Genomic DNA, 18,076 nt, shown 5'->3' on the forward strand with positions numbered 1-18,076 from the left:
AGGACGAGCCGAAATTCCGTTTCGTCAGCGCGACGTGTCCCCACCGGACGCGAGGATGGAAGTAAGTGCCTGCATATCCACGGGTTTCGTCATGTGACGGTCAAAGCCAGCTGCAAGCGCTGCCACGCGGTCGTTCTCCGACGCGTCTCCCGTCAATGCGACGAGCTTCAGATGTTTAAGCGTTGGCCGGGTTCGTAGCTCTGCCGCCAACGAAAAGCCATCGATGTCAGGCATATTCACGTCGATGAACGCGACGTCAGGAATGAAGTCGTCCAGAGCGCTCAGTGCCTCAGGCGCACTGGTTGCGGTACGGACGACGTGGCCGTCCAGACTGAGCAGGAGCGCAAGTGACTCCGCCGTATCCCTGTTGTCATCCACCACGAGCACGCGGCAGGGCGCCGCGCAAGGCACTCCGCCATGAGGCGGTGTACCGGGCAATTCAGGCCCGCGCGCCAACGGCAGACGAATGGTTACCGTTGTTCCGGAGGACGACTCGCCGCTTTGGACCGTGACGGTGCCGCCGTGCGCCTCTACCAGATATTTCACCAGGGCGAGCCCGATTCCCAGACCGGCTTCCGTCGAAGGAGAGCGGCTACCGCGCTGGGTGAACATGTCAAAGACGTGAGGCAACGCTGGTGCGGATATGCCATATCCTTCGTCGGCGACGGTCATCAACAAGGTAGGCTCAGTCGTCGACCCGGTAGGTGTTGCCGGAGCCTCTACAGCCGCAGTCAAAACTATGCGACTGCCATCTGGTGAGTATTTCGCGGCGTTGCTCAATACGTTGACAAGCACCTGGGTAATGCGGCCGGCATCGACGTAAACCAGCACCGCCTCAGACGGCGCGGTGACGTTAAGCATGTGCTTGCGCGCCTCCATTTGCGGCCGGACAGCGGCAATTGCATCGCTCAGAATGTTTGCCAGAAGGCTGTTCTCTGGCTGTACCGTGACCTTGCCCTGCCGGATTCTGGACGCGTCGAACAGGTCGTCAACGAGGCGCTGCAACCTGTGGAGCTGACGTTCGGCAATATCCAGCGCCTGCTCCGCCTGTTGTGATTGGAGTTCCAGACGTCCCAGACATTTGATGGCGCTGTCGATGGGGGCAATCGGGCTGCGCAACTCGTGGCTTAGTGTCGCTATGAATTCGTCTTTACGCGCCTCCGCTTCGCGCAGGGCGGACTGGGCAGCTTCGGCCTGAATGGCCCGACTTTCGGCTAGCGCCTTCATGCGCGCCACATGCATCGTCGCGCCGGTGAAATCTGCGAGGCTGGTGAGCAATCGCAGGTCCTCGGCATCGAAGCGAACTTCAGGACGTTGCGACATCACCCAGATGGCGCCCCACGCGTCGTCCCGGACAGGAATTGGCACGAGCAATGCCTCGACCACGGGTGGGGACAGCATCTCGATGGACGGAAAGAAGCGCTGTGGCGTTCCGAACAGCTCCGGTCTGCCCAGAGCCAGCGTAACGCCGCACAGGCTGTCGTCGAAGGGCCGGTGAGTATTGAGAAGGGGCACAGCCCGCCCCGCGAGAGCCGCCCACCGGAAGCTGGCAGGTCGGTCGGGTGGCGACTCAAGTACGCTGATGCCTGCGCTGTCCGCGCGACACAGCCGCGCAGCTTCGCGTGCAAGTGTATCTAGCATCTCTGTGTCTGACGTGGCCAGGGCATGGGCGAGTTCGCCCAAAACCTTTGCCTCTGCTTCATAATCCGGATGCCGACTTGGCCTCGAATACAGTGCAGAAGTTATGAGCGACTGGCGATGGCTCTCGCGGATGTTGTCCGGCTTCGGGATGGTCATAAGCTGTGAAAGGCTTTTTCAGGAATGCGTTCCAGCTCGTCGAGACGCCAGTCCGGATTCGACGGGCGCAACAACAATCATAGCCGTTTGCGCCGCCTATCCTGGTTTTAAGGACTCCACCGGATGCATGTTTCTGCCGGTTCGCTCACCGATTCTACGAAACAGAACGGCGGCAATGCGACATTTTTAAGCGTGTTCTCACACAGGGCCGAAAAGCTGGCCTTACGCAAGTCTCTCGCGAAGACAGGCTGGACGATGCCTAGCGGCCCATGTCCCTTCGCTCGCCTTGCGTTTGAACGCAAGGTACAAGCGATGTCCACCACGACGACATCGGGCCTGCGCCACTAACTGCAAGGCATCTTGCACATGCTCCGCACGGCAGCTCGCGAGTTGCAGGAAGTCCTCAACGACGTCGTGGGCGGTGAGTGCAAGCTTGCTGACCAGGCCGTGGCCTCACCCGTGCGCGTCGACCCAGGCGCGGGCCCAATCCAAGCCAGCATGTTGCGCGTCCTCTTCACTGTCGAAATGACCGAGGACACCCGATGCTTCGATTAGCTTACCGCTCTTGGTAATGGTCCCGCTTCCCGCATAACGCTCCGGCCGGAGGATGTCTTTCTGCTGAAGGATGGCGTGGCCCCACATGTTGTAGTCGCGATAGCTTTCCGACTCCATCAGCGCCCAACCTTTGCCGATGCTCCGCGCGAACTCACGCGAAGCACATTTCCCTCGGGAGCTATCTGGCGAGGAATGTCCGACATGTCAGGCTCCTTCGCTGGAACGACTTCTTGCATGAGGTGTTGCTTCGCCATGAGCCTGGTTGCAGATGTCGGCGTGCGGCGTGCGTGCACTTTCACTGCATGGGGCGCGACATGCCGACGAGTTACCAGCTTGTGTGCGGTACTGACGCTGTGTGGTGCGGTCGTGCGCGCCTCTGGTGGATTCCACATCTCCGAATATCCGCCAGTTGCGAACGCTGTCGGCGCCATCGTCGCTGCCAGTAACGCCAATCCAATTCTTTTCACGGTTTCTCCTTGCTGGCCGTTCGTTGCCGCCACTCTTTGCAACCAATTGCTTGGCCGACGCACCCGCCGTCACACCCGGGACAATAATGCCGGTCTCGTATGTCAGCGTTGACGCGCCAGACATTGTCGTTCGCCGGACTTGCTGTGCCAACAGTGCGTCCATTCTCGCGCGCGTAAAACGTCGGCTCACCAGCTTTGCCGCGCCGGACCGCATCATCGACGCACTCGTCCCCGAAAGCATTACGCATCGTTGACGTGAATGTTGCCACCTCCGGCATCGGATGGCCGACCTTGCGAACGCGTGCATCCACGATTCAGTTCCCGATAAAAAGTGTCAGTTCACTATCTCAGAATTGCGTGTACGATACTGTATAAATATACAGGTTTTTTGATGCCACATGTCCAGCGCTACTGTCACGGCCGAAGAGATACATCCGTCTTTGTGGCGTGCGTCCCAGCTCGCGCGTGGCCGTGGGCGGGTGGTTGAGACCGGCTATCCCGCGCTGTCTGCCGAACTTCCCGGAGGGGGCTGGCCGGTTGGAGCTCTCGTTGACCTGACGGTGCAGCAAGCCGGCGTGGGCGAATTGCGGCTGTTGCGCCCCGCGCTCAGTGCCGCAGGCAACCGGCCGGTTGCATTCGTGCAGCCGCCTCACACTCCAGACGGACTTGGACTCAGCTACATCGGACTTTCCATCGACCAGGTGCTGCGGGTGAAAGCGCAGAAGACCGCAGATGCGCTCTGGTCGGCTGAGCAGATTCTGCGGGCAGGCAGTTGCAGCGCACTCATCTTCTGGACGCAGTACGCGCAGGCCTCATCGCTGCGACGGCTTCATTTGGCAGCGCAGTCATCCGAAACGCTCTTCGTGATGGTCAGGCCCTTGGCTGCCGCGCAGGATTCATCGCCCGCGCTGTTACGGCTGGCTTTAAGACCATCAGCCGACGGTCTGACCGTTGACATTGTGAAACGACGAGGGCCCGCCCGCGCAGAGCCTCTGTCGATTCCCCTTCAACCAACTCCTGTTCTGCTTTCCCGACATGCGCGTCTTTCTCGCCGTCCACTTGCCGAAGTTGCCGCTCGAGGTGTTCCGACCGAAGTGGTCATCTGAGCCCGCGCACGGAAGTGCAGTACTGGAGAAAGACAAAGTGGTCATTACAGACAGCACGGCACGTGCAGCTGGCGTGCGCCTCGGTATGAAGCGCGGCGGAGTGCTGACACTGTCGCCGGAAACGGAGATGCATGAACGCGATGCCGCGAAGGAGGCAGCGGCACAGCGCGAGGTAGGTGTTGCCTTGATGCGCTTCTCACCGGAGGTCGCCTTGCTTGACGAAGCGACCGTCGTAGTTGAGGTTGGTGCAAGTCTTCGACTCTTTGGCGGGTTGCTCGCATTGTGTCGGGAAGCGAAGACTGTTCTCGGGACGCTTGGGCTTACTGCGCGAATCAGCGCTGCGCCCACCGGCCAGGGTGGATGGCTGCTCGCAAAGTCTGGGAACCGCCGTGTGCTCAAGCTCGCATCGCTTGAGCAACGGCTGGCCGCTCTGCCGATGATGGCCGTTCCCGAAGTTCGTCCGTTCGGAGACTGGTTCTCCGGGCTTGGCTGCGTGACCATTGCTGACGTTAGACGTCTGCCACGCGCCGGCCTGCAGCGTCGATGTGGTGAACATCTGCTCGACTCGCTCGACCGCGCATTCGGCATCGCGCCCGAACTCTTTGACTGGCTCGAGCTGCCGCCCAGTTTCTCCGCACGTATCGAAATGCCGGACCATCTCGAGCATGCTGACGGCGCAGTGTTCGGTGCGCATCGGCTCATCGTGCAATTGTGTGGCTGGCTTTGCGCCAAGCAACTGGCGGTTACGGCCATCAAGCTGCTGCTCGAACATGAACGTGGGCGCGACGCTATCGAGCCAACAAACATCGACATCGCGTTAGGCGAGCCGACCTGGAAAGAGGAGCATCTAGTCAGGTTACTGAAGGAGCGGTTGCACCGGATTGAGCTGGCTGCACCGGTCATCGCGCTGCGACTCGATGCGTCCAAAGTGGAACCTGCGGCACCGGCCTCCGACACGCTGTTCCCGGACCCGGGAGGTTCCAAGGAAGACCACGCCCGTCTCCTTGAGCTGCTCGTTGCGCGGCTCGGCGAAGACAACGTTCTTCGTCCCGCGCCCACCGCTGACCATCGCCCGGAGGTCGCCAACCGTTGGGTGCCGGTGACGCTCAAGTCGAAGCAGGAAGCACTTCCGCTCGGTCTGCCAAGACCGACCTGGATGCTCGACAGCCCGGTGAGACTGCTGATGCGTCAGCATCGTCCCTTCTATGGGTCTCCACTGCGGATGGTGTCGCCCGGTGAGCGTATCGAAGCTGGCTGGTTTGATGGTGAGCTCGTGACGCGTGATTATTTCGTAGCACAGGCGGAGGACCAGAGTTGCTACTGGATATATCGCGAGCGCGTCAGCAGCCGCGACGCGGAGGAAGAGCAGCGGTGGTTCCTTCACGGACTGTTCGGCTGATGCGCCATGGACACTACCTTCAATGTCCTGCCGGCGTACGCCGAGCTTTCCTGCTTCTCGAATTTCAGCTTCCTGCATGGCGCTTCGCATGCCGAGGAGCTGTCCGAGCGCGCGGCACAGCTGGGCTATTCGGCGCTCGCGGTCACGGACGAATGTTCGCTAGCCGGTGTTGTGCGTGCACACGTCGCTGCGAAGGAAGCCAGGCTACCGTTTATCGTTGGCTCGTTCTTCCGCCTCGTCAATGCCGACGGCTCGCCCGCATTCGGAATTATCCTGCTCGCGAAAAACCGTGAGGGGTACGGCAACCTGTCCGAACTGATTACGCTTGCGCGCACCCGGGCAACCAAGGGCGAATATCGCCTGACGCCACAGGACCTGTCGCGCCCAGAGAAGGAATATCGACACCTTCGCGGAATGCCGGACTGCCTCGCCATTCTTGTGCCGGATTTCCCGGCCAACGAGGATGTCCTTGCCGCACAGGTCGAGTGGATGGACGATACATTTACGGGCCGCGCCTGGGTAGGGTTGGTGCTTCACCAGCGCGCCATGGATGACATTCACCGTGGCTCGGTCGAGTTCATCGCGCGCAACCTGGATGTGCCCGTGGTGGCACTGGGGCATGTCGTCATGCATGTCCGCTCGCGCAAGCCACTGCAGGATACGATGACCGCCATCCGCGTAGGCAAGCCGGTACACGAATGCGGCTATGAACTTGCGCCAAATGCCGAGCAGCACTTGCGTTCACGGCTCCGGCTCGCAAATCTGTACCCAGCCGAAGCACTCGCAGCGACCGTCGACATTGCGAGCCGCTGTACGTTCTCGCTCGACGAACTGCGCTATGAATATCCGGACGAACTGGTACCCGCGGGCATCAACCCGAAGGCATATCTTCGGCAGGAAACATACATTGGCGCGCAGCGGCGCTTTCCATCTGGCATCCCGCACAACGTACAGGGGCAGATTGAGCACGAGCTTGAGCTAATAGCCGACCTCAAATACGAACCGTACTTTCTGACTGTGTACGACATCGTGCGCTTTGCGCGCAGCGAGCACATCCTTTGTCAGGGGCGCGGCTCGGCCGCCAATTCGGCGGTCTGCTATTGCCTAGGCATTACCGAGGTCGACCCTGCGCGCGGCAACATGCTGTTCGAACGGTTCATATCGAAGGAGCGCGGTGAACCGCCGGACATCGACGTCGACTTCGAACACCAGCGTCGCGAAGAGGTTATCCAGTACATCTATCGCAAGTATGGTCGCGACCGCGCAGCAATCGCCGCCGCTGTTTCAACATACCGGCCTCGAGGTGCATTGCGCGAAACCGGCAAGGCGCTTGGCGTTGACCCACAGATTGTCGACGTGGTCGCGAAGAGCCATCACTGGTTCGACACGAGCCAGGACCTGCTCAAGCGCTTCGCCGAATCCGGGCTTGACCCGGAGAAGCCGCTCATCCAGGCGTGGGCGCGACTCGCGTCCCAACTCCTTGGCTTTCCACGCCACCTGTCTCAACACTCAGGCGGTTTCGTCATCAGTCGCGGGAAGCTCACGCGGCTTGTCCCTGTCGAGAATGCGGCGATGGCGGACCGGTCCGTCATCGAGTGGGACAAGGACGACCTTGAGGCGCTCGGCCTCCTGAAAATCGACGTGCTCGCGCTTGGCATGCTGTCTGCAATCCGCCGGGCCCTCGACATTGTGTCGGAACAGCGCGGTGAGCGATTCGAAATGCAGGACATTCCGGCTGAGGACTCGCATACGTACGAGATGATTTCCGCCGCGGACACGGTAGGCGTTTTCCAGATTGAGTCGCGAGCGCAGATGAGCATGCTGCCGCGCATGAAACCGCGTACCTTCTATGACCTCGTCATTGAGGTAGCCATCGTCAGGCCAGGACCGATTCAGGGTGGTGCTGTCCATCCTTACCTGCAACGTCGTCAAGGCTTCGAACCCGTGACGTATCCTAGTGAAGCGCTGAAGACGGCGCTCGGACGGACGCTAGGGGTCCCGATTTTTCAGGAGCAGGTGATGCAGGTCGCGATTCTCGCGGCCGGTTTCAGTGCGGGCGAGGCCGATGCGTTAAGACGGGCAATGGCCGCATGGAAGCGCAAAGGCGGCCTTGAAAAATACTATGACCGCATCGTGAATGGCATGCTTGAGCGCGGCTATGAGCAGTCGTTTGCCGAAGGCATCTTTGAGCAAATCAAAGGGTTCGGCGAGTACGGCTTCCCGGAAAGTCATGCGGCAAGCTTCGCGTTGCTGGTATATGCAAGCAGTTGGCTGAAGTGCCACGAGCCCGAGGCATTTCTTGCTGCCATGCTCAACAGTCAGCCGATGGGTTTCTATTCGCCATCACAGCTTGTGCAGGACGCACAGCGCCACGGCGTGAAGGTGCTGCCAGTTGACGTTGCTATTAGTGGTTGGGACTCAGTGCTGGTGCGCTTCGCCAACAACGACCGTCCGGCCGTGCGTCTCGGACTATCGTTGGTGCGCGGCATGAAGGACGGCGCTGCCGAGCGTATCGAGAATGCCCGAGCCGTTCGAAGCTTCGAGAGCGTGAAGGACCTCGCTCGCCGAGCGCAGCTTGACCGCAAAGACCTTCACGTTCTTGCGGACGCCAACGCTCTTGCTTCGCTTGCTGGCAATCGTCGGGAGGCGCTGTGGCAGTCTGTTGCCGCCGTGCCAGACAGAGACATGCTCGCCGTTGCGGCGGTCGAGGACGAGACGCCCGAGCTTGGGGCACCGACAGAAGCTCACGACATCGTGTCCGACTACCGGTCCATCGGACTCACGCTCGGTCGACATCCGCTTGAGTTATTGCGCCCGCAGTTGCTTGCAAATCGGCTGATGCCGGCGTCGACGTTGCGCACTTATCGCGATGGACGACTTGCACGGGGCTGTGGACTTGTGACCGTGCGTCAGCGGCCTGGCACAGCCAAGGGGGTCATGTTTGTCACCCTTGAAGACGAGACAGGAAACGTGAATGTCATCGTTTGGCCAAGCCTATTGGAAAAGCAAAGGAAGGAAGCGCTCGGCGCTTCGTTGCTCGCTGTGTATGGGACCTGGCAATGCCAAGGAGAGGTTCGACATCTGGTCGCGCAAAGGCTTGTCGACATGTCACACCTTCTCGGCGGCTTGACGAGCACGAGTCGGGATTTCTGCTGAGCCCGAGATGACGGAGATGTGCTAGTTTCCGGATTGTGACCACGCGTTAACTGGAGAACTGCGATGTGCTATTCGGCTCAGATTCAAGCTGACTACCGCAAGTTTGTCCGAACCTTTGGTGCTCTCATGGACATCGACGAGTTTGCGCGTCTGTTCTTCGAGCGCGCCGACGGCATCAATAAGGCAAAAGTGCCCAAGGCGATGGAAGCTGCCTTTGCAGCGCCGGAGACCGACGCGGAGCAGAGAATCAAAGCATTCATCGACCAGTTCAATCGCGACCAGACGAGTAAACTCGAACAGGACCTGTTCAAGCAACGCAAGAGGCTAGCGGACGCGGAACGGACGCTGCTGACAAGGGTAACCAAGGCGGCGACCGAGAGCCAACGAATCGCCACCGATAAAATCGCCTGGACGCGCCGGAAGCTTGACGACATCCAGCGCAATGAGCCCAAGCCCAGAGACTCGCGCATATTTCCGGGCCACTACGCGCCTGTCATGGTCATGGAGAACGGTCGACTTGTTGTCAAGCCGATGCGCTACCAATGCCGCATCGCGGGCAAGCCCGCGTCTTACGACGTGAAGTATCCCGGAACCTACAACGCCCGTCGCGACAACCTTGAAGGATTCTGGAAGCCGTGCTTTGGCTACACGCACGGCGTCATTCTCGTCGATGTGTTCTACGAGAATGTCAGCGCGGCAAAGTTCGATGGAACCTTAAGCGAGACGCATGAGAAAGACGAAAACATCGTTCTGGAGTTTCGCCCGAGCAACGGCGAGCTGATGCATGTCGCTTGTTTGTGGTCTCGATGGAGCGCCCCTGGTGAGCCAGACTTGCTCTCATTTGCGGCCATCACGGACGAGCCGCCGCCTGAAGTCGCGGCGGCCGGTCACGACCGGTGCATCGTTCCCATCAAGCCTGAGAATGTGGACGCGTGGTTGAGCCCGGATGCGTCTGACCTTGAGGCTTCGTACGCAATACTTGACGACAGGGACCGGCCTTTCTATGAACACCGACTGGCGGCATAAGCAATAGCCTTCCACTTGATTACGGCTGGCCTCACAAGTGACCAATCCGCTCAACCAGGACCTACGAGCGCGTGCTGAGCTACTCGCTTACCTTGTCTCGTCGCACCTGCTGGCAAAGCAACTGACGGGTGAATGGCTATCTGCAGACCACATAGTCGAGTCCATGACTTTGTGGCTATTTTCGCGATTTTGTCAAGTTTGAAGGTCTTCTCCTGGTCAAGCCCTGGTACCCGCGCGAACACCGCGTCGCTCAGAATCCGAACCGGGATGAGGGGTTGGGGTATTCCAGGGTTGCTCCCGCCGTTACATATGACAGTTACAACCAATTTATTTTGTTGGGCGACTGTGAGCAGCTCTACAAAGGAAGGCATGCGTGGCTCCTTTCTCGCGCTCGCCATGGCTGCTGCGGTGGTGACGGGCGCTATTAACTTTTGTGGTCCTTTGACGGTTATGGGCAAAACTGGCGGCGCTTTATACCCCGTTGCTCCAGTCGGCGATGACCACCGACTGCCGCTCCAAGTCGCGTGAGCCTTCAGAAACATCGAGCGCATCCTGCCCACACGGCACCAGCGCAGCGTTACGTTTCTCAACGCGGAAGCCCTACGGCCAAACCCCCTCCGCGCCACCAAAATCGAGTCGCTATTGCCATCTATGGGATTGACGCGCCGATAGGTTCTTTCGCAGTCGAAATTAAGCCTACGGTTTTCTTTCGTTCCGCCGATAACCAGGGATAGACAAAATTGAGCTACGCACATGGCGACTACTCACACGCACTACGACAATCTGAGAGTGTCCCGAAACGCACCGCCGGAAGTCATTCGGGCCGCGTATAAGGCGTTGACACAACGCTACCATCCGGACAAAAGCCACAGTCCCGACGCGACCCGCATAATGAAAATTCTGAACGAAGCGTATGAGGTTCTCAGCGATTCCGAGAAGCGGCGTCAGTATGATGAGAGCATTGAAAGAGATGCTCGTCAGTCGCGTGCCACTCCGCAACCCGACACACCTTCAACGGGTTTTACCGAACAAGGCCGTGCGGAGCCCTCATTTCGAGCTAGCCATGAGGACACCACTCCTCCGTCGGACCATCCGCCAACCGGTGCCACTGTAGATGCTGGTCACCCTGCTTTGATGCCGCTGGCGGGGCGTTGGTCAAGGTTCTTCGCACGCAGTTTCGACCTGTGGTGGGAAATCGCGGCTGTAGCATTCATCGGGGGTTATTGGCTCGCCCAGAATTCAGCTTGGTACGTCGAAACCATGAATGGACCCAGTGCGAACTTGTATGCTTCGGTACTCTTTCTCCCACTCGCGCTAGTCCTAGACGCCTTCGTTTATCGGATATTTCGAAATACACCCGGAAAAGCGTTGCTAGGCTTGAAAGTAACGGCAATTGATGGAAGCCGCTTGACGTTTGATGGCTACCTGCGGCGGAACTTCGCCCTTTGGGTGAGCGGCCTAGCAGTCGGTCTGCCACTGTTCAATTTGGGGACGATGATTCGGCAGTCGTCCCGACTAGGCAACGCAGAACAGGCGAGCTATGACGAGTCCAGTGGCAACAGGGTACGCGTCAGCAAGAGTGGAAACTTAAGAAAGCTGCTCTTTGCCGTGGCATATGTTCTTGTTGTTGGCAGTCTGTCCATCGCGAATCGAGCTGCTGAACTCTCAAATGCGACCCCTCGCGTTCCAGTCGGTGCTCCGAGTGTGGCATGGACGAACCCGGTGACGGGGAGAAGCGCGATGGTTGAACCGATTTGGACGTTCGCTCAGCAGTCGCACGAAGGTACACCGGTCTACTCGTTTACGGAAAAGACCCAGCACGCTGCAGCTTACTTTGCCCAAGAAAATTTTCCGCGGATTGACCTACGAGAGTACGTGAATCTTTATCGCCAAAGCGTCGCGGACACAATGCGGCTTAACGGATACGGCTCGTTCGCTGACGACGGGAATTTTTGGCAGGTCGACGGTGAGTTGCTGAAAGAGTCACTCCGTGTCCATGTCTCTATCGTACGACATGGCACCAGTTTCTGGCGCATCGTTGAAATCCAAGACAAGCCCTATGCATTTACTGACGACCGACTGGCGACGCTTCGCACAGCGCTTTGGCAAACGCTACGCTAGCTCTCGACTAGGGTAAAAGGCTGGCAGGCAGGTCGTGCCATGCCTGCCGGCAATCGCCCTGAAAATCCAACCACCCTGCAACGGTCGAGTATTCCCGCAACGCCCGGCGGGCTAATAGAAATTTTATACGCCGCGAATTCGGCGGCTAAACCTGAGGGAAAAATGAAGAAAGCGTTGGTTGTTGTTGCAGTTGCTGCGTTCACCCTGGCGGCATGCTCCAAACCTGAAGATACTGTCATTCCGAGTGACCCAAAAAATTGGGACACGCAACTCGCGCCCGAGGTGAAGAAGCTAAGCGACGGCGATAAGCAGTTGCTAACAGGCTATCTCGTGCGAGCAAAGATGGGCGAGGCCTTCGGCGGTACGCCCATGCCTGTCGGGACGACTGTAGGGCAAGGAATTGAACGTCAGAAGGACTGGCTTGCGAAACAAGAGGCGCAAAAGGCCGAGCAGGAGCGCCTGAAGAAAGAAGTCGAGGTACAAAAAGCCGCTGCTGCCGCAGAGCTGTCCAAGAGCGTGGTGCTGGCATTCCTGTCGCAGCACATCATGCCGAAGGATATGTACGCACATCGCTACAGCGACGAGTTCCTCATTGACGTCGCGGTCCAGAACGCGAGCCAGAAGCCCATCAAAGGCGTGAAGGCAGACCTAGTTTTCAAGAACACGTTCGGCGAGACAATTTACACCAGCGGCCTCACCATTGAGCAATCCATTCAGCCTGGCGCAAAGGCCACCTGGGAAGGTGGACATGAGCTCAACGAGTTCAAGGACTCCGACAAGAAGCTGATGAACTTACAGGAAGGCAGCTACACAACGGAAATTCGTCCGACAATGGTTGTCTTCGCTGATGGCAGCAGCATCGGGTCGGCCGAGTAGGGGCCTGCCACTCTGAAGAGTATCCATGGGCCGTGAGGTGCGCCGCATACAAGCGGCGCGACGTCAAGTTGTCGACTCACGAGACAGGTTGCTCAGCGGACGCTGTTGAAATGCGACCTCGCTTTGGCGAGGTTCAACGGTTCGATACTTCGTAGGCGTTGAGACGAACAACAGATTACAAGGAAGGACAATGAAGTTTGCTCTCAAATTGACGGCAATCCTGCTCGCTATGTCGTTCGGAAGTAGCGGTAGTGCGATGACGTTTTCCGCGCCGAAGCACAGTGTCGAAGATGTGATGACATGGTTCAGCTGGCACGGAGATACGACGCGAATCTACGCCGAAGGAGAGATAACTGAATCCAGTGCGCAGGAGTTAGACAGCTTCGTGAGGGCAAACCACATTGATAGCGGCGAGGTCCTGTTCAATTCCCCCGGCGGTTCTCTGCTAGGCGGCATCCGGCTCGGAACGCTGATTAGGAAGTTGAATTTCGACACCGGTATCGGAACCTACTCTCGAGGCTCCATGGTCACACGTGGCATCTGCGCGAGCGCATGCGCATATGCGTTTGCCGGCGGACGTGGCCGATATTATTCCGGAGGTAGCACGAAGCTCGGTGTTCACCAGTTCTACGCTGAAGATAAAGATATCAACAACCAGACGAGCCAGGCCATGAGCGGGCTAATCGTGGCGTACCTTCAAAAGATGGGCGTGGACGCGTTGGCATTCACGGCATCCGCGTCGGTTGGTCCAAACGATATCCTGTGGCTCACAAAGGAAGAAGCAAATGAACTGCACTTCGCGAACGATGGTACTGAAGCCACAACTGCTGAACTGAAGCAGGTGGAAGGTCAGACATACCTTAAGGTCGAGCAGAAGTACACCGGTTTTAGCTCGCGATTCTTATTTACGTGCGCCGGTGGGAAGATGCGGCTCATGGGCGGTCTCGTTACAAACCCGCAAGACGCGAAGCAAAAATATGATTGGGCGACAAAGTCGTTTTTCACTTTTGACGCGCGCACCATTCAGGAAATGCCCAAGCGTCCTAATGAGCCAGGCCTTTTTGCGAGCGATTCGACTCTGTGGGTCACACGGAATCTTTCTCACGATGACATTGCGATTCTGCTTGCCTCTAAGACAATGACCATGTGGGTCGGCGCGGATGGGGCAGTTGGATATACGGCGCCGGCCGATATCCAGGTAGTCAAAGCGAAAATCCGGGACTACGTGGACAATTGCAGGATGTGAGCGGTGCGGTATCTGCTGAAGAGCCTCGCCCACCATGGGAACGCAGACGCATGCTTATACGCCGATGCTCAGACGGCGCTCAAGCACGCAGGAACTCTTCTTTACTCACCATGTGGTAGACCGCGTGCTGCCGAAGGAGCCACGCACGAAGCCCAGAGAACCGTAACCAAATCTGGCGATTCGCCTGCCGCTCTTCAGATTTGATGCGACAGGACTCGTAATGTATGCGGAGGCAAGGTGGCCACAGTACATGCGGGGCATCAGAAGGTTCGAAACGCTCACACGATAGCTCCGCGGATAGCTAGCCGACCTTGTCACCCGCATGGCATAGTTGGACATCTCAACTGCGGAGGCGCGAATGGCGACCTTGGAATCCTTGCAAGCAAAAATCCAGAAACTTCAGGCGCAAGCTGAAGCGCTCGCCGCAAAGAAGTCGAGTGCAGTCATCGAAAAGATTAAGAACCTGATGGCAGAGCATGGTCTCACGACCGCTGACATCGATGCGCACACCGGCGGCAGAAAGCGTGGACCCAAGCCGGGGGCTAAGGCTGCAGCCAAAGCTCCAAGTGCAGTAGCTAATTATCGCGACCCGAAGACCGGCGCGACGTGGTCAGGGCGCGGCCGTACGCCCCGATGGATTGCAAACGCCAAGGACCGCAGTAAGTTTCTGGTGGGAGACGACGCCGCAGTGTCGGCTCCTGCTATCAAGAAAACCGCGAAGGCTGGCAACTACGTCAGAGGCCCCCAGCCGGCGCTCTATCGTGACCCCAAGACTGGCGCAACGTGGAGTGGGCGTGCACGGCCGCCGGCTTGGATTGCTAACGCGAAGGACCGTACCCAATTTCTGATTGAGGGCGCGGCCGCAGCCGACAAAAAACCGGTGCAAAAGGCTGCTGCTAAGAAAGCACCGCCGGCGAAGAAGGCTGTTGCCAAGAAGTCCGCGAGCGCGAAGCTGCCAGCAAAGAAAGCGTCGGCCAAAAAGTCTTCGGCGAAAGCGACACCGCAGAGCAGCGTGACCGCGGCCGCTCCGGTGGCCGCAGTCGAGTCTGGCGCCGAGTTGACGACCTAATCGTAGTTGTCAGGTGCCCAGTGGACCAGCGATTTCCTGATTCCACCGGGGACATTGAGCCGGCACCTTTTTATTGCGCCTGTGCTGCCTGACGGTGTGCGGCTTGCTGTTGAGCCTGCTCTTGAGAGTGCTGCTTCGCGAGGTGCCTGCCGACCATGCAGCCCCCGACCGCACCGACTACAGCATGGTGGCCAGTGTAGTGTCCGGCGACCCCGCCGACGACAGCACCCTTCAGGCATCCTGCAGCGTTCGCCGTGCCTGCCATTGCGAAGGCAAGCGTCGTTGCAATCAAGCTGGTTCTTATCAAGCTAGCGTTCATTCGAAGCCCAGAGTTTCGATTGACGGGATGTGGCGCCTTCAGACGTCATTTCAATACCCGCGCCAATCACGATGCTCGCGCCAATCGTGCTCACGCCACTCATGACGGTGCCATTCGCGCTCGCGCCACTCGCGGCGTTCCCGCCATTCGCGAGCTCGCCAGTCGTCGTCACCGCCGTACGCCACGGCGACTGGCGGCGGCGCATAGACCACGGGAGGCGGCGGTGCGTACACTGGCTCTGCCGGCGCATAGACTCCGACCGGAATACCGATGCCTACGCCAATGTCGACATGCGCGGACGCGGCGGTAGACGCTGCCAAAGCGGCAAGACCGAATGCAACTCCAACGATTTTGGTATTCATTTTCCCTACTCCCCGCACATTCGAGTGCGATGTCAGTGACTACGGCTCGGAGTGTAGGAGGCGAAATTGGACACATGTGAAACTGCGGTCCGAAATTCGTAACGCCGGGTAACGGGCGGCTGTTCGGGGAGTGACAAGCTTGTGTGCTAGGAAGTCTCAGTCGAGGATGTGCGCTGCAGCCGCTCATCCCGCGTGACGTCAGCAGAAGTGACCACACGCCTCCCGGGCAGCGATGCTCCCATAGCCGTACACTCCGGCAATAACAAAGTCAGCCACCACGCACTCAAACGTGCTGTCCTGAAACGTCAAGACAAAATGGCGACGCAAGTGATGCGGAGACGCAAACTTCCAATGGTTCCTGATAAAGGACGAGTTAAGTACCTCGTGTATCGAGTACCACTGCAGCTCCACAGCCGCCAACGGATGCCTACCTAACGCATCATCGTTGGGAGGGCCAAGGCGATGAAACCCCGCCGACGGAAGAGCAGAACGCAGAATGGTTCGTTCTTAGCGACGGGAAGTCCGAATCGCTCCACGTCGACTGGCGCGACTTGATACGCCAATGCAACCTGACGCTCGTTGCCAAAAACGAATGGCTCTGTTGCACCAGACGCTGGTGTCGGGTCATCCAGTTGGCTATGTCAGACTGAAGACTGAGCCGGACTGTTTCGCGTGCACGCTGTCGCCGGTCATGCGCTCGAGCGCAATTCTCGGAAGCACGTTGTCTACAACGACCAGATAGTGTTCAAGCAGCGACCGAAGATGGTCCAGTTTTCCATCTTCAATTTCGTGCCATAAGCTGGGCAAGTACCGTGTCACTATCGAGAACGCGTAGAGAATGACGAGGTGGAGCGTAAAGACATCCTCAAGTCCCCAATAAGGGACCATGATGCTTGAACCACAATATCCTGATTCGTGCAGGCGCAGTCCTTCGTACCAGTGTTCTTGTGCCGAATGTTCGAGTTGGCCCGTGGGCAGCGTTAGCCCAGAGAGCGAGTTCTTTTTATCTTCGAAGTCTCTAATCGGAAGGTCGAGAGAGTTAGCCTGTTCCGCCGTCAACTGATAGCCAACCGGACATATCGCGATAGCCGAAGTCGTCTTTAGTGCCGGCGTCAATGTCTTGGCGTCATATATGCTGCCAATCATAGACATGCCCATCTGGTCAAATTGCTGCTCCAAATCGGACGAAGGTTGCTTGGCGAGGTGAAAGGATAGCGGGTGCATCCCCATATATTCCTGTGTCACGTTTTGCAGCTCTGGGACCCGTCTCAGAAGGTCTGCTAGTGACACCATATGTGCTCGCTCTACTTCGTTCGGCCGCTCGCGAAGTCTGCGTTCGAATGCAAACTTCTTCAGGTCCATACCTCTCGCCTTGCAGTACGAAGGGAAGTGTCCCGACTTGAGGCAACCGACAAGGTAGCTCGAAGGAAAATCACCTGTGTCTGCGGCTACGGTGAACAGGCCATGGCCCTGCTCAGTATGGCGCTGGATTGCCGGCAGCGTGCACCTTTCGTCACCCGATGCAATCTGCTCGGCTATGGAGATTTGTAGCAGCGCGTAGTAACGGGACAGGACGCGAGAGTTAAGGCCGCCTGACTTGGTTTCCCAGTAACCGACAGCTGAACGTATGGCCCACGCCATACCGGTTGCTTTCTCGGTTAAAGAAGCATCAGGCATTGTCGACGTGCGGCCAAGAATGACCTTCGCGCACAGTTGGTGGCTTGACAAACGTTTCAGGCGTAGCCAGACAACCTCCGAGAGGTTATCGGCAAATATATGCTCCGACTTCATGGGGAAACACCTCGAGTCTTGGCTAGGTCTAGCGGTCACTAGACTCGTTCCACCGAAAAGCTCGGTCGACGGTCTCCCGCTCTAGTTTGTTGCTTAGAATGGAATGAACGTTTGTGCTTCGGGGCATCCGCTTTCAACCCAGTTCGCCACCCATTTGTCAGTCGCCGTTATCGCCGCATTCTGCAGCAACTGGCGAAGGAATGGCTCTCGCTCATCGCTCGCCAAAATCGAGAGCGCGTAGATATATGCGCGCCGGTCCCAGGATGCACTGGATAGTATCTTCGATTTTGCAGATTTAGCCCATGCAACATTGGAGGTTGTTACCGCAGCCAATGCTTGAGCGACAATGTCTCCACCATTGATGAACGCGCGCAGCACGCGGTCGTTCATGAGAGTTTTCCGTTGGCTGAATAGCCATTCCATCCAAACCCGAATGCATTGTTTTTCCAGCTTACCCTCGGCGCAGGCGTTCCGAAGGTCTCCGACAAAATCTTTCTCGTACCAAGGTGGCAAGGATGCGAGATATAGCACCACGTCATTCGCCGCTGGTGCGAAAAAATCAATTTCCGTCAACAGATAAGGCGCCAAGTCTGGAATATGCCCAGCTTTTGCGCGGCGGATGATTGCTCTGATGACCGCTAAGTCGACGGTCCCCGACTTATGGGCGCGCGTCAATGCGACGAGTAGCTTCTCGCCTGTGCTGCGCTCATCGTCCTCGCCATCGTCTTCATCGTCTTCATCGTCTTCATCGTCTTCATCGTCTTCATCGTCTTCATCGTCTTCATC

15 protein-coding genes are annotated in these 18,076 nt (G+C 58.1%); 8 read left to right on the top strand and 7 right to left on the bottom strand.

Features of this window, described 5'->3' with window-relative positions:
- Positions 1–24: 24 nt before the first annotated feature.
- The 3 genes from PQR42_RS41515 to PQR42_RS41525 form a co-directional block, all read right to left on the bottom strand.
- Positions 25–1,797 (bottom strand): hybrid sensor histidine kinase/response regulator, encoded by a 1,773-nt coding sequence (locus PQR42_RS41515; RefSeq protein ID WP_408495480.1) that lies wholly within the window; start codon positions 1,795–1,797, stop codon positions 25–27.
- A 453-nt stretch (positions 1,798–2,250) separates the two neighbouring features.
- Complete coding sequence (locus tag PQR42_RS41520) at positions 2,251–2,469, bottom strand: hypothetical protein (RefSeq protein WP_408495482.1); 219 nt, start codon at positions 2,467–2,469, stop codon at positions 2,251–2,253.
- 346 nt (positions 2,470–2,815) lie between these two features.
- Positions 2,816–3,130, bottom strand: a complete 315-nt coding sequence (locus PQR42_RS41525) for a hypothetical protein (protein WP_408495484.1) — start codon at positions 3,128–3,130, stop codon at positions 2,816–2,818.
- Between the two features lie 87 nt (positions 3,131–3,217).
- Here PQR42_RS41525 and imuA point away from each other — a divergent pair, with 87 nt between their 5' ends.
- The 8 genes from imuA (at position 3,218) to PQR42_RS41565 (ending at position 14,818) form a co-directional block, all read left to right on the top strand.
- Positions 3,218–3,925 carry a translesion DNA synthesis-associated protein ImuA gene (gene imuA, locus PQR42_RS41530; RefSeq protein WP_408495486.1) on the top strand — a complete coding sequence of 236 codons (708 nt, stop codon included), beginning with the start codon at positions 3,218–3,220 and terminating at the stop codon, positions 3,923–3,925.
- Positions 3,855–5,324, top strand: coding sequence for a Y-family DNA polymerase (locus PQR42_RS41535; RefSeq protein ID WP_408495488.1), 1,470 nt, complete (start codon positions 3,855–3,857; stop codon positions 5,322–5,324). Before imuA ends, PQR42_RS41535 begins: the two co-directional genes overlap by 71 nt.
- Before the next feature lie 6 nt (positions 5,325–5,330).
- Complete coding sequence (locus PQR42_RS41540; RefSeq protein ID WP_408495490.1) at positions 5,331–8,480, top strand: error-prone DNA polymerase; 3,150 nt, start codon at positions 5,331–5,333, stop codon at positions 8,478–8,480.
- Between the two features lie 63 nt (positions 8,481–8,543).
- Complete coding sequence (locus PQR42_RS41545; protein ID WP_408495492.1) at positions 8,544–9,506, top strand: SOS response-associated peptidase family protein; 963 nt, start codon at positions 8,544–8,546, stop codon at positions 9,504–9,506.
- Positions 9,507–10,259: 753 nt separating this feature from the next.
- A complete protein-coding gene (locus PQR42_RS41550) occupies positions 10,260–11,627 on the top strand; it encodes a DnaJ domain-containing protein (protein WP_408495494.1) in 1,368 nt (455 codons plus the stop codon).
- Between the two features lie 39 nt (positions 11,628–11,666).
- Positions 11,667–12,503: a hypothetical protein gene (locus PQR42_RS41555; protein WP_408495496.1), complete on the top strand. Its 837-nt coding sequence runs from the start codon at positions 11,667–11,669 to the stop codon at positions 12,501–12,503.
- A 190-nt stretch (positions 12,504–12,693) separates the two neighbouring features.
- Positions 12,694–13,749 (top strand): COG3904 family protein, encoded by a 1,056-nt coding sequence (locus PQR42_RS41560; RefSeq protein ID WP_408495498.1) that lies wholly within the window; start codon positions 12,694–12,696, stop codon positions 13,747–13,749.
- A gap of 358 nt (positions 13,750–14,107) precedes the next feature.
- The gene (locus PQR42_RS41565) at positions 14,108–14,818 is read left to right on the top strand and encodes an H-NS family nucleoid-associated regulatory protein (RefSeq protein ID WP_408495500.1); all 711 of its coding nucleotides are present in this window, start codon (positions 14,108–14,110) and stop codon (positions 14,816–14,818) included.
- A 70-nt stretch (positions 14,819–14,888) separates the two neighbouring features.
- Here the strand turns inward: PQR42_RS41565 and PQR42_RS41570 are convergent, their stop codons facing one another.
- The 4 genes from PQR42_RS41570 to PQR42_RS41585 all read right to left on the bottom strand — a co-directional run.
- Positions 14,889–15,137, bottom strand: a complete 249-nt coding sequence (locus tag PQR42_RS41570) for a hypothetical protein (protein WP_408495502.1) — start codon at positions 15,135–15,137, stop codon at positions 14,889–14,891.
- A 50-nt stretch (positions 15,138–15,187) separates the two neighbouring features.
- Positions 15,188–15,499 (bottom strand): hypothetical protein, encoded by a 312-nt coding sequence (locus PQR42_RS41575; protein ID WP_408495504.1) that lies wholly within the window; start codon positions 15,497–15,499, stop codon positions 15,188–15,190.
- Positions 15,500–16,135: 636 nt separating this feature from the next.
- Complete coding sequence (locus PQR42_RS41580) at positions 16,136–17,290, bottom strand: YaaC family protein (RefSeq protein WP_408495506.1); 1,155 nt, start codon at positions 17,288–17,290, stop codon at positions 16,136–16,138.
- 93 nt (positions 17,291–17,383) lie between these two features.
- Positions 17,384–18,076 (bottom strand): hypothetical protein (locus tag PQR42_RS41585; RefSeq protein ID WP_408495508.1); only part of this gene is annotated, 693 nt, incomplete at its 5' end.

The sequence above is a fragment of the Paraburkholderia sediminicola genome, assembly GCF_046027355.1.
Lineage (GTDB): Bacteria > Pseudomonadota > Gammaproteobacteria > Burkholderiales > Burkholderiaceae > Paraburkholderia > Paraburkholderia sediminicola_B.

What these genes read in the sequence shown, in the direction of transcription:
- PQR42_RS41515 (WP_408495480.1), bottom strand. Translation starts at nt 1,797, where the DNA reads ATGACCATCCCGAAGCCGGACAACATCCGCGAGAGCCATCGCCAGTCG.
- PQR42_RS41520 (WP_408495482.1), bottom strand. Translation starts at nt 2,469, where the DNA reads ATGGAGTCGGAAAGCTATCGCGACTACAACATGTGGGGCCACGCCATC.
- imuA (WP_408495486.1), top strand. Translation starts at nt 3,218, where the DNA reads ATGTCCAGCGCTACTGTCACGGCCGAAGAGATACATCCGTCTTTGTGG.
- PQR42_RS41535 (WP_408495488.1), top strand. Translation starts at nt 3,855, where the DNA reads ATGCGCGTCTTTCTCGCCGTCCACTTGCCGAAGTTGCCGCTCGAGGTG.
- PQR42_RS41540 (WP_408495490.1), top strand. Translation starts at nt 5,331, where the DNA reads ATGGACACTACCTTCAATGTCCTGCCGGCGTACGCCGAGCTTTCCTGC.
- PQR42_RS41545 (WP_408495492.1), top strand. Translation starts at nt 8,544, where the DNA reads ATGTGCTATTCGGCTCAGATTCAAGCTGACTACCGCAAGTTTGTCCGA.
- PQR42_RS41550 (WP_408495494.1), top strand. Translation starts at nt 10,260, where the DNA reads ATGGCGACTACTCACACGCACTACGACAATCTGAGAGTGTCCCGAAAC.
- PQR42_RS41555 (WP_408495496.1), top strand. Translation starts at nt 11,667, where the DNA reads ATGCCTGCCGGCAATCGCCCTGAAAATCCAACCACCCTGCAACGGTCG.
- PQR42_RS41560 (WP_408495498.1), top strand. Translation starts at nt 12,694, where the DNA reads ATGAAGTTTGCTCTCAAATTGACGGCAATCCTGCTCGCTATGTCGTTC.
- PQR42_RS41565 (WP_408495500.1), top strand. Translation starts at nt 14,108, where the DNA reads ATGGCGACCTTGGAATCCTTGCAAGCAAAAATCCAGAAACTTCAGGCG.
- PQR42_RS41570 (WP_408495502.1), bottom strand. Translation starts at nt 15,137, where the DNA reads ATGAACGCTAGCTTGATAAGAACCAGCTTGATTGCAACGACGCTTGCC.
- PQR42_RS41575 (WP_408495504.1), bottom strand. Translation starts at nt 15,499, where the DNA reads ATGAATACCAAAATCGTTGGAGTTGCATTCGGTCTTGCCGCTTTGGCA.
- PQR42_RS41580 (WP_408495506.1), bottom strand. Translation starts at nt 17,290, where the DNA reads ATGAAGTCGGAGCATATATTTGCCGATAACCTCTCGGAGGTTGTCTGG.